At 36.8% G+C, this 11,888-nt stretch carries 6 protein-coding genes; 5 read left to right on the top strand and 1 reads right to left on the bottom strand.

From position 1 onward, the window contains the following. Nucleotides 1-6: 6 nt before the first annotated feature. Nucleotides 7-690 (bottom strand): SIR2 family NAD-dependent protein deacylase, encoded by a 684-nt coding sequence (locus tag ACTB0X_RS09305; RefSeq protein WP_463024738.1) that lies wholly within the window; start codon nucleotides 688-690, stop codon nucleotides 7-9. Between the two features lie 94 nt (nucleotides 691-784). On the opposite strand from ACTB0X_RS09305, the gene ACTB0X_RS09300 reads away from it, so the two are divergent. From ACTB0X_RS09300 to ACTB0X_RS09280, 5 genes are read left to right on the top strand one after another with little or no spacing between them, the layout of a single operon-like run. After that, entirely contained in the window at nucleotides 785-3,058 is a 2,274-nt protein-coding gene (locus ACTB0X_RS09300; RefSeq protein ID WP_463024737.1) for an NADP-dependent malic enzyme, read from the top strand. Then, entirely contained in the window at nucleotides 3,058-3,639 is a 582-nt protein-coding gene (gene ruvA / locus ACTB0X_RS09295; protein WP_463024736.1) for a Holliday junction branch migration protein RuvA, read from the top strand. Before ACTB0X_RS09300 ends, ruvA begins: the two co-directional genes overlap by 1 nt. Before the next feature lie 14 nt (nucleotides 3,640-3,653). After that, nucleotides 3,654-10,994 carry a T9SS outer membrane translocon Sov/SprA gene (sov, locus tag ACTB0X_RS09290; RefSeq protein WP_463024735.1) on the top strand — a complete coding sequence of 2,447 codons (7,341 nt, stop codon included), beginning with the start codon at nucleotides 3,654-3,656 and terminating at the stop codon, nucleotides 10,992-10,994. A 47-nt stretch (nucleotides 10,995-11,041) separates the two neighbouring features. Continuing rightward, nucleotides 11,042-11,419 (top strand): glycine cleavage system protein GcvH, encoded by a 378-nt coding sequence (gene gcvH / locus ACTB0X_RS09285; RefSeq protein ID WP_463024734.1) that lies wholly within the window; start codon nucleotides 11,042-11,044, stop codon nucleotides 11,417-11,419. After that, nucleotides 11,412-11,786, top strand: coding sequence for a VanZ family protein (locus ACTB0X_RS09280; RefSeq protein ID WP_463024733.1), 375 nt, complete (start codon nucleotides 11,412-11,414; stop codon nucleotides 11,784-11,786). Before gcvH ends, ACTB0X_RS09280 begins: the two co-directional genes overlap by 8 nt. Nucleotides 11,787-11,888 lie beyond the last annotated feature (102 nt).

The raw sequence follows: 11,888 nt of genomic DNA, 5'->3' as shown, positions 1-11,888 counted from the left end.
TAAATCTTATTTTAGATATTGATTGGCCAGTAAGGAAGTTCCTTTACTGGCCTTTTCTTTTATAATCGTAAAATCATTTTCGTCACGAATCAATGGAGTGTTAGGGTCGATGAGGAATTTAATGCAATGTGGTGGTGGATAATTGGCTAAGCTAGCTGCAGGATAAACCTCTAATGAAGTCCCAATGATGATAAAAATATCTGCTTCTGCAGTAATTCGCAATGCCTTTTCCATATTAGGAACAGCTTCTCCAAACCATACAACATGGGGTCTAAGTTGATGTCCCTCTTCGCAAAAATCGCCAATGGCTATGTCATTGTGATTTAAATCATAAATTAATCGAGGATTTTTAGAACTTTCAGCTTTATTTAATTCTCCATGCAGATGAAGCACGTTAGTGGATCCTGCTTTTTCGTGCAAATCGTCAATGTTTTGTGTGACGATTGTTACGTCATAGCGATCTTCAAGTCGAGCTAAATTATAATGTGCTTCGTTTGGCTCAGCACTTTTCATTTGTCTTCTTCTTTCGTTGTAAAAACTTAAAACTAGTGCCGGATTCTTAATAAAAGCTTCTGGTGTGGCTACATCTTCTATTTTATAATTCTCCCATAATCCGTTGTAATCTCGAAACGTTTTTAATCCACTTTCTGCGCTAACTCCTGCGCCGGTTAATATGACAATCCTTTTCAATATTTTTTCTTTTTATCCTTGAGTTTTATCACTAAAAGTAATTTTCTAATCACTTCATTAATGCTTACTTTTACTGGCTCTTAAGTTAATAAAAATGCCGAAAAATAGAAAGCAATTAGAAGCCCTAGATTACCATTCTCAAGGAAAGCCAGGCAAGATAGAAGTTATACCAACAAAACCTTACAGTTCTCAGCGAGATTTGTCATTGGCCTACTCTCCTGGAGTAGCAGAGCCATGTCTTGCGATAGAGAAAAATAAGGAGGATGTTTATAAATATACGGCTAAAGGGAACTTGGTTGCTGTAATCTCAAATGGAACAGCAGTTCTTGGTTTAGGCGATATCGGACCTGAAGCATCTAAACCGGTGATGGAAGGAAAAGCACTGTTATTTAAGATTTTCGCAGATATTGATGTTTTTGACATAGAGGTAGATGCAAAGGATGTTGATGCATTTGTTAATACCGTAAAAGCTATAGCTCCAACTTTTGGTGGTATAAACTTAGAAGATATCAAAGCTCCTGAATGTTTTGAAATCGAAAGAAGGTTAAAAGAAGAGTTGGATATTCCAATCATGCATGATGATCAGCATGGTACTGCTATTATCACTTCAGCTGCATTATTAAATGCATTAGAGTTGGCAGATAAAAAGATTGGAGAAGTTAAAGTAGTCGTGAATGGAGCAGGTGCTTCTGCCATGGCATGCGTTAAGCTCTATTTTTCTTTAGGTGTAAAACCAGAGAATCTTGTGATGTGCGATAGTAAGGGTGTTATCCGTAAGGACAACAAAGAGTTGACCGAATCGAAGGCAATGTTTGCAACAGATAGGGATATTCATACATTGGCTGATGCGATGAAAGGTGCTGATATGTTCTTGGGCTTGAGTAAAGGGAATGTAGTTTCCAAGGCGATGGTCAAATCAATGGCCGATAATCCAATTGTGTTTGCTCTAGCAAATCCTGATCCTGAAATTGGGTATAAAGATGCGATGAGCACTCGGAAGGATATTATTATGGCCACAGGTCGTTCTGATCATCCTAACCAAGTGAATAATGTGTTAGGTTTTCCTTTTATTTTTAGAGGAGCTTTGGATGTAAGAGCAACCGGAATAAATGAGGAAATGAAATTGGCTGCTGTAAAGGCCATTGCAGAATTAGCCAAAGAGCCTGTTCCTGAAGTGGTAAACCAAGCATATGGAACTAGAAATTTAGTTTTTGGTAGAGATTTTTTCATTCCTAAACCATTAGATCCTAGATTAATATTGGCAGTCGCTCCTGCAGTTGCAAAGGCTGCAATGGCATCTGGAGTTGCAAAAAATCACATTTCTGATTGGAACGCCTATGAGGAAGAGTTGAGTAGAAGATTAGGGCTTGAAAATAAATTGACAAGAAACTTAACAGAACGAGCAGTTCAAAATCCTAAGAAAGTCGTTTTTGCTGAAGCAGATACTTATAAAGTCTTGAAGGCAGCACAAATTGTAAAAGATGAAGGAATAGCAATTCCAATATTGTTAGGAAACTTAATTAAGATCAATTCGCTCATAAAAGATAACAACCTAGATCTAGCTGATGCGACAATTATCGACCCAAAAGCAGCAGATCAAGAAGAGTTAAGACAGAAGTATGGCGCATTATTGTATGCAAAGCGTCAGCGTAAAGGGCTAACAGAATATGAGTCTGTATTAAAAATGAGAGATCGTAATTATTACGGAGCAATGATGGTTGAAGCAGGAGAAGCTGATGCCTTTATTTCAGGTATTACACGAAACTATCCAGAAACAATAAAGCCTGCATTGCAATCAATCGGAACTGAAGAAGGGGTGAACAAAATTGCAGGAATGTATATTGTAAACACTAAAAATGGTCCGGTTTTCTTTGCAGATACTACGATTAACGTGAATCCATCCGCAGAGGATTTAGCTGATATTGCTGTATTAACAGCCAAGGCAGTGACTCGTTTTAAAATAAAACCAAGAATTGCGATGTTGTCTTTCTCAAATTTTGGATCTTCAGACTACGAGGAAGCAAAAAAAGTAAGCAAAGCTGTAGCAATATTGCACAGAGATCATCCAGATATTATTGTAGATGGAGAAGTGCAAGCAAATTTTGCGATGAGCAAAGAATTATTGAATGAGCAGTTTCCATTTAGTACTTTAGCTAATAAGAAAACAAATGTGCTTATCTTTCCTAACCTATCAGCAGGAAATATAGCGTATAAATTAATACAAGAAATGTCAGAAGCAGAAGCGGTTGGTCCGATTTTGTTAGGAATGAAAAAACCTGTACATATCTTGCAGTTAGGTTGTAATGTTCGTGAAATAGTAAATATGGTGACCATTGCGGTGGTTGACGCTCAAACGAGGAAAGATTAATGATTGCTCATATTCAAGGAAAATTAACTGAAAAAACGCCTACCTACGTCGTGATTGATTGTGGCGGAGTAGGATATAGAATTTTTATTTCATTGACAACTTTTACTCAGTTAGGAGCTGATGAAAATTGTAAGTTGTTAACTCATTTAACTATACGAGATGATGCGCACATTCTTTACGGGTTTAAAGAAGAAAGTGAACGCACTTTGTTTCGATTATTGATTACTGTTTCTGGTGTTGGTTCTTCAACGGCATTGATGATTCTTTCGTCTTTAAGTCCAGATGAAACCCGCCATGCTATTTTATCCAATGACATTAATGCATTGAAAGGTGTAAAAGGTATTGGAGCCAAAACTGCTCAGCGAATTGTAATTGATTTGAAAGACAAACTCTCAAAAGTAAGTTTAGAATCAGATTTTTCTTTTGGTGTAGACAATACACTTAAGGAAGAAGCGTTATCAGCATTGGTTATGCTCGGGTTTAATAAAATTCAAGCAGAGAAGTCTATTGCTAAAATTTTAAAGGCCTCTCCAGAAATAACCGTTGAGGAAGTTATTAAACAAGTGCTGAAGAGTATATAGTATAGGAATACCCATTGAAAGTTAGCGTTAAGTATACATTTAGGTCGATAGTCGCTTTAGCACTTTTTGGAGTCATTTATGACTCTGTAGGAGCTGGCGATTCTGCTATTGAGACCTTTCCTTATGTAGAAGAAATCCGCAACGAAAGTTATGCTTTAAAGGATAATACCAATTATTTGATTAGTGTTCCAATCGATTCTACTGACGACGATACACTCGATTTAATTTATCCTTTTAGAGACAATAGTGGTGATCCTTTTACTACGGACAAAAGTCCACTCTACTTAAAAACTCCTTCCAATGTAAAATCAGGGTTTGAGTATGATCCTGAAACAGGACAATACAATTATTACGAAAGAATTGGAGAGAAGTATTATCGTAGTCCTACTTACATGAGTATGGAAGATTATGCCAATTACGATGCTACAAAGCGAATGAAGGAGTATTGGAAGAGTAAGTCTGATGCTGAAACAATTGAGCGATCTGAGGGATTTAGGCCACAACTACAGGTGAAAGGAGAATTGTTTGACCGAATCTTTGGAGGGAATACCATTGATATTCGACCACAAGGTTCTGCAGAGTTGTCATTTGGGGTTAATGTATCTAGGCGTAACAATCCAATTATACCGGAACGTCAGCGACGAACAAGTTCCTTTGATTTTCAGCAGCGAATCCAATTGAATGTGATTGGAAACATTGGTGAAAAATTGAAACTTTCCACAAGTTATAATACTGAAGCCACGTTTGATTTCGAGAATCAAACAAAGCTAGAATATACTGGTTATGAGGATGAAATTATTCAAAAAATTGAGGCAGGAAACGTTTCATTACCGCTGCAAAGTTCACTCATAAATGGTAGTCAAACCTTATTTGGAATAAAAACCGAATTGCAGTTTGGTCGATTAAGAGTTACCTCTATATTCTCTCAAGAAAAAGGAGAACGAAAATCTATTGAAGTGAAAGGTGGAGCCCAGACACAAGAGTTTGAGAAATCGGCTGCAGAATATGAAACCAACAAGCACTTTTTCTTGTCCCACTTTTTTAGAGAGAGTTATGAAGAGGCATTGCAAGAGCCGCCACGAGTAAATTCTAGGATTCAAATTACAGACATTGAAATATATGTAACTAACAATCAGGGTGCTTTTAATAATACAAAGAATATAATTGCATTTACAGATTTAGCAGAGCGAAATAGAATCTTCAATAATAATTTAGCTCAAGCAACCTCTTCGTTGCAGGTGCCTTCTAACGGTACTAACAATTTGTATCAAAAGGTAAATGCTGATTTGCCTGGAGCGCAACAAATTAGAAGTTTTAATAATGCAGATCAGCCACTAGCTGCTGCAGGATTTAGGACGGGTGAAGATTATGAAAGGCTTCAAAATGCGGTTCTTTTGAATCCATCAGAGTATACCATAAACAGGGCCTTGGGTTATATTTCATTAAATAGACAATTGAATCCACAGGACATTTTAGCTGTTTCTTACCGATATACCTATAATGGACAGGTTTACCAAGTCGGTGATTTATCTACAGATGGGATCGATGGACAAGACGCATTGTATTTAAAATTACTAAAAGGATCAATCATCAATACTGCTATGCCGATGTGGGATTTGATGATGAAAAACGTTTATTCATTGGATGCCTTTAACATTAATCCAACTGATTTTAAATTTGAAATTTGGTATTTAAATGCGGAAACTGGTGTAGAAATACCTTTTATTCCTGCAGGACCGATTGAAAAAACTCCACTGTTGAATGTGTTGAATCTAGATCGAATGACTGTCAATAATGCTAAGACGGAAAGAGGCGATGGAGTATTCGATTTTATTCCGGGAATTACTATCAACGAAAAGAACGGAAGAATCTATTTTCCAGTTCTTGAACCTTTTGGGCAAACATTAAGGCAGAAGCTGGGAACCCAAGAATTAGGGGATAAATATGCATTTGATTCCTTGTATACCACCACCCAAGTTTTAGCAGAGCAAGATGCAGATCACGATAGGTTTACATTTAAAGGAAGTTATCAATCTAGCTCTTCTTCAGAGATTTCTTTAAATACATTCAACATTCCGCAAGGATCTGTAGTAGTAACTGCAGGAGGTGCGCCATTGGTAGAGAATCAAGATTATCAAGTGGATTACAATTTAGGAAGGATCACCATCTTGAATCAAGGAATTTTGGAATCTGGAACACCGATTAAAATTTCATTAGGAAGTAACTCATTGTTTAATATACAAACAAAGACATTAATGGGAACTCGATTGGATTATCGAGTTTCTGAAGACTTCTCAGTTGGAGGTACGGTATTAAATTTAACAGAGCGACCCATTACTCGTAAAATAAATATTGGCGACGAGCCAATTTCAAATACTGTAGTTGGTTTAGATGGAACCTATAGAACAGAGGTTCCCTTATTGACCACGTTCGCGGATAAATTACCTTTTTACGACACTAAAGAGAAATCAACATTTACTGTTCAAGGAGAATTTGCTCGATTGTTTCCAGGAAATTCTAAAGCCATTTCTAAAGCAGGAGTTGCCTATATTGATGATTTTGAAGGGTCGCAATCTACTATTCCGCTTCAAAGCCCTTTTGCATGGCGATTGGCCAGTACACCTCAAGGGCAAGATGACTTATTTCCTGAAGGGAATTATAATGGAGATTTAGCCTACGGCTTCAATCGTGCACATTTGGCTTGGTACAGTATTGATCCACTATTTTTTAGTACAACCGATAGCCGAACTCCGGGCTATTTGAAGAAATCAGAATCGCAAGCCAATAATTATTCAAGACAAGTTTTACAAACAGAAGTTTTTCCAAATAAGGCAGTGGATAACACTGTGAATCAAATTATTCAAACGTTAGACTTAGCTTACTATCCCAATGAGAGAGGTCCTTTCAACTATGATGTTTCTGGTAGACCAGGGGTTTCGGCTGGATTAAATCCGAATGGAACACTGAAAGACCCTTCTTCACGTTGGGGTGGAATTATGAGAGATATCCAGACAAGTGATTTTGAAGCAAGCAATGTGGAGTTTATTCAGTTTTGGATGATGGATCCATTCGCAGAACAGGACGGTAATCCCGGACAGAAGGGTGGAGATCTATATTTCAACATTGGTAGTATCAGTGAAGATATCTTGAAAGATGGTCGATTGATGTTCGAAAATGGATTGCCTAATGAAGGTGGTAATCAGAATACTGCTTCGGTAATTTGGGGAAGAATCCCAACAGTAACTTATATTATCGATGCTTTTGATAATAATCCGAATGCTCGAGATAATCAAGATGTTGGTTTGGACGGATTGAAGAATGATGCTGAGCGAGCAAACTTTTCAGAATACATGACCCAGCTGCAAAATACATTAGATGCAAATGCATTTAATGATTTTAATAGTGACCCATCAAATGATGATTTTCATTATTATAGAGGTGATGATTACGATCAACAGCAACTTTCAATTTTAGATCGGTATAAGCGATTTAATGGAACAGAAGGGAATTCGCCTGCTCAATCAGCAAATTCTGGATTTTCTACATCGTCCACTAACCTTCCTGATAATGAAGATTTGAATGGAAACTTCAGTTTAGATCGCACAGAAACCTATTACCAATACAAAGTTAATCTATCTCCTCAAGCATTGCAGATAGAAAATGTGGGGAGCAATTATATTACCGATGTGTTGACTGCAACCTCTAAGGCGCCAAATGGAGATTTGAAAGAGGTAAAGTGGTTTCAATTTAAAATTCCAATTCGTCAGCCAGACAAAACGGTAGGTAGTATTCGTGACTTTAAGTCCATTCGATTTATGCGAATGTTTATGAAAGGGTTTGACGATAATGTAGTTCTCCGTTTTGCTCAATTAGATTTAGTTAGAGGAGAATGGCGGAAATATGTGAATGATAAATTAATACCTGGAGATACACACAACGACGAAGAAGGGTCGACAACATTTAGTGTTGGTGCTGTTAATGTGGAGGAAAACTCCAATCGTTTTCCAATTAACTATACCATTCCTCCTGGGATCCAAAGAGAAGTTGATTTTGGAACAACCAATTTGAGACAAATTAATGAACAGTCATTGGTTTTAAATGTATGTAATCTAAATGATGGCTATAGTAGGTCTGCATACAGAAATGTAGACTTAGACATTCGTCAATACAAGAAAATAAAAATGTATGCCCATGCCGAAGCTGCAGGTCAAGAAGGTGGTTTGAGAGACAATGATATTGCAGTTGTTCTTCGATTGGCAATCGACTTCGATCAAAATTATTATGAGTATGAAGTTCCATTAAGTGTTACACCGTTTGGAACAACTAGTAGTTCTCCTGATTTGATTTGGCCAGAAGCGAATAATATAGATTTAGAATTCGATCGTTTGCTAAGAGTTAAGAAAAATAGAAATGTTCGAATGCTTGATGCTTCTTCAGGGATTAGTATAACCACGCCATATGCAGAAGCAGATGGGGATAAAAATACTATTCGAGTGAAGGGAAACCCAAACTTGGCTGAAGTGCGATTGGTAATGATTGGAGTGAAGAATTTACGGACTGGAGAAACAGTTTTTCAAGACGACGGATTGCCTAAATGTGCCGAAGTATGGGTGAATGAATTGCGACTGTCAGACTTTGATAACGATGGTGGATGGGCTGCTACTGCTAGAGCTACAGCTCAAATTGCTGATTTAGGAGCGGTTACTTTATCAGGAAGTATGAGTACTCCAGGTTGGGGAAGCTTAGAACAGAAATTGAATGAGCGTCAGCAAGAAACTAGAATGCAATATGATTTATCAACTTCAGTGGAGTTGGGTAAATTATTGCCAGAGCAAGCTATGTTGAGTATTCCGATGTATTTTGGAGTATCTGAAAATATTATTCGTCCTAAATATAATCCTTTAGATCCTGACGTTCCCTTGAATGACTTGATTCAGGATAATGATCTAACTCAGGATTATAGAGATTCTATTCGTCGGATCACGGATGATTATACCAAAACGAAGAGTATCAATTTTACCAATGTAAGGAAGGAGCGATCGCCAACCAAAGAGAAGTTATTGCCATTTGATATCTCAAATTTTGCTGTAAGTTACGCTTATACAGAAACCTTTCACCGTGACATTAACACAGAGTATGATTCTAGAAAGACGTATAGAGGAGGACTTAATTATAACTATACGGCAAAACCATTGTCGATAGAGCCATTTAAAAATGTATCCTTCTTTAAAGAGCGAAAAGCATTTACTTTAATTAAAGACATCAACTTTAATTTATATCCAACGCAGTATAGTTTTCAAACGCAAGTTAATAGGTCCTATAATGAACGGCAAGTGCGTAACAATACTTCCGCCTTTTTTGAGTTCGATCCCTTCTATCAAAAAACATTTACTTGGAATAGAGTTTATTCCTTACGCTACAATATCGCGAAGTCTTTAATTTTTAATTACAGTGCCAACAATATGGCGCAGATTGGTGAACCGGAAGGTAGAGTAGATCGGGAGGAGAAAGATGAATACAAACAATTTACCAATGAGGTTTGGGACAATGTGTTGAAATTTGGTTCCAATACTCAATTTTCACAGAGTGTCAATTTAACTTACACCTTGCCTTTCGCCAAGATTCCATATTTCGAGTGGATATCTGCTAATGCTACCTATACTGGTAATTACAATTGGATGTTAAATGGTGATATAGACGCTGATACTTTGGGTGCTACGATTAAAAACTCTGGGAATTACGCATTGAATACCAACTTGAATATGACTTCATTGTATAATAAAGTGGAGTATTTGAGAGATTTAAGCAAACCGAGAAAAAAGAAAGATGATATAAAAGGTTTGACTTTAGCTGATAAAACATACCGTAAAAAAGTAGAGGCTGGTGAAATCGAAGATACGACTAAAGAAGATGAGCCGAGTTTCTTCCGACTTCATATCATTGACAATTTTAGCCGATTGGCGATGAGTTTAAAAACTCTTTCAGGTACCTACAGTGTAAATGAAGGAACGGTTCTACCGAATTACAATAGAGATATGAATGTCTTAGGGTTTGACGGAAACTTTCAAGCACCGGGTGCTGGTTTTGTGGTCGGACTGCAAGAACCCGGCACTAAGTTTTTTGATCGGGCATTAAATGAAGGGTGGCTACTAGAAGGCAATGATGCAGGAACTTTGTTTATTTCTGGAACCTACGCCAAAACCTATTCTAAAAATATAAACTTAAGGGCAAGTTTTCAGCCAATTAAAGACCTAAGGATTGAATTGACCGCTAACCAGACATATTCAGAAAGCACTTCGAGGTATTACATCTGGAATGACACTCTATTAAATTCGAATACTGGACAATTGGGAGGATATGATTTTGGACCCAATCAAGTTAATGGAAGTTTTAGTACGAGTTTTATAAGTATTCGAACTGCATTTGTAAAAGATGATGAGGATTATAATAATGACGCATTTGATCAATTTTTGGAAAACCGCTCCATAATTTCACAACGATTAGGAAATGAGAATTCATATTCTACATTTACCTACACTGACACCTCAGGTGGAATATATTCAGATGGATATGGAAGTACATCACAAGAGGTATTGATTAATTCGTTCCTTGCTGCATATAGTGGAAAGAGTGCTAGTGGATTTGAGTTGGGTGATTTTACAAGTAGAATCCCTGTGCCGAACTGGAGCATTACCTATGACGGATTATCTAAATTGGATTTCTTTAAACGATTCTTTAAAAGCTTTACAATTGGACACAGATATCGCTCTACATTCAATGTTGGTTCATTCACTACCAACCCATTCTTTGATGAAGATGTTCCAGATGCTCGTTTGAATAATAGCGGAGATTTTATTCCAAGTAAACAAGTGGCCTCAGTAAGTATTAGCGAGCAGTTTAGCCCGTTAATGAATATAGATATGACATGGAATAATAGTTTATTGACCAGATTAGAGTACAAAAAAGATAGAAACATGTCGTTGAGTTTAAATAATAACCAACTGACAGAAGTAAAAGGGACAGAGATGGTGATAGGTTTAGGTTATCGTTTGAAAAATGTGAAGTTTCCATTTTCTGCAAAAGGGAACAAAAAAGTAAGCGACGTGGATTTGCGTGCTGATTTCTCGATAAGAAATAACAGAACAATCATTCGAAAGATAGTTGAGAAAGAAAATCAATCAACTGCAGGACAGCGCATTTTCTCAATTAAATTTACTGCAGATTATGTACTGAGTTCTCGACTGAATATTAGAGCCTTCTACGATCGAATCATGAATACCCCCTTTGTTTCATCTTCTTTTCCAACAGTTAATACAAATGCTGGAATTAGTTTGCGCTTTACGCTTTCACAATAGCAGATGAAATACTAAATTTGAACGATAAAAATTTAAACATATAGAACATGAATATTCCTTCTGAATTAAAGTATACAAAAGAGCACGAATGGATCAAGATTGATGGCGATATCGCTACAGTAGGAGTTACTGATTATGCTCAAAGTGAATTGGGTGATATCGTTTATGTAGAAATAGAAACGGTTGGTGATACGTTGAGTCACGGTGAGGTTTTTGGTACAGTAGAAGCTGTTAAAACGGTATCTGATTTGTTTATGCCATTGTCCGGAGAAGTGATTGAGATGAATGAAGACCTTGATGGGTCACCTGAGAGTGTAAATGATGATGCTTATGGTGCGGGTTGGATGATTAAAATCAGAATGAGTGATTCTTCAGAAGTAGATAATTTACTATCAGCTGAGGCATACCAAGCGGAAATTGCTTAATCGATTAAAGAAAATAAGTTATTTTACACCGGCTATCATTTGGATGGTCGGTGTATTATTTTTAAGTACACGCGTATTGACAGGGATTCCTATCCCAATGTTTAAGGGAGCTGATAAAATCGTTCACTTTGTATTTTATACCATCCTTGTTGCTTTGTTGTCTTTTGGATACATTAAATCAGATCGATTTAACCTTTCTAAACTTTTGTTTAGTGCCTATTGGAGTATTTTGTTTGGTGGTTTAATTGAATTGATTCAACATTATCTTGTAGAAGGCAGAAGTGGAGAGTGGGAAGATTTTTTGGCGAACACAATAGGAATTTTATTTTCGAGTTATTGGTTATATCGACGCTATTTAAAAAAGTAGCTGAAGTGTTTTGCAAACGAATATGTTCAAGTGATTTTGAAGAATTGTCAACTTAAATTTTAATTAACATACATTACTGAGGGAGTACGTAAAAAATTACTA

The sequence above is a fragment of the Acidiluteibacter sp. genome, from assembly GCF_055129545.1.
Note: the sequence above shows the minus strand (reverse complement) of the source record. Positions and strands in the feature narration are given on the sequence as shown.

Coding starts and splice junctions, on each gene's coding strand:
- ruvA (WP_463024736.1), top strand. CDS start 3,058: ATGATTGCTCATATTCAAGGAAAATTAACTGAAAAAACGCCTACCTAC.
- gcvH (WP_463024734.1), top strand. CDS start 11,042: ATGAATATTCCTTCTGAATTAAAGTATACAAAAGAGCACGAATGGATC.
- ACTB0X_RS09300 (WP_463024737.1), top strand. CDS start 785: ATGCCGAAAAATAGAAAGCAATTAGAAGCCCTAGATTACCATTCTCAA.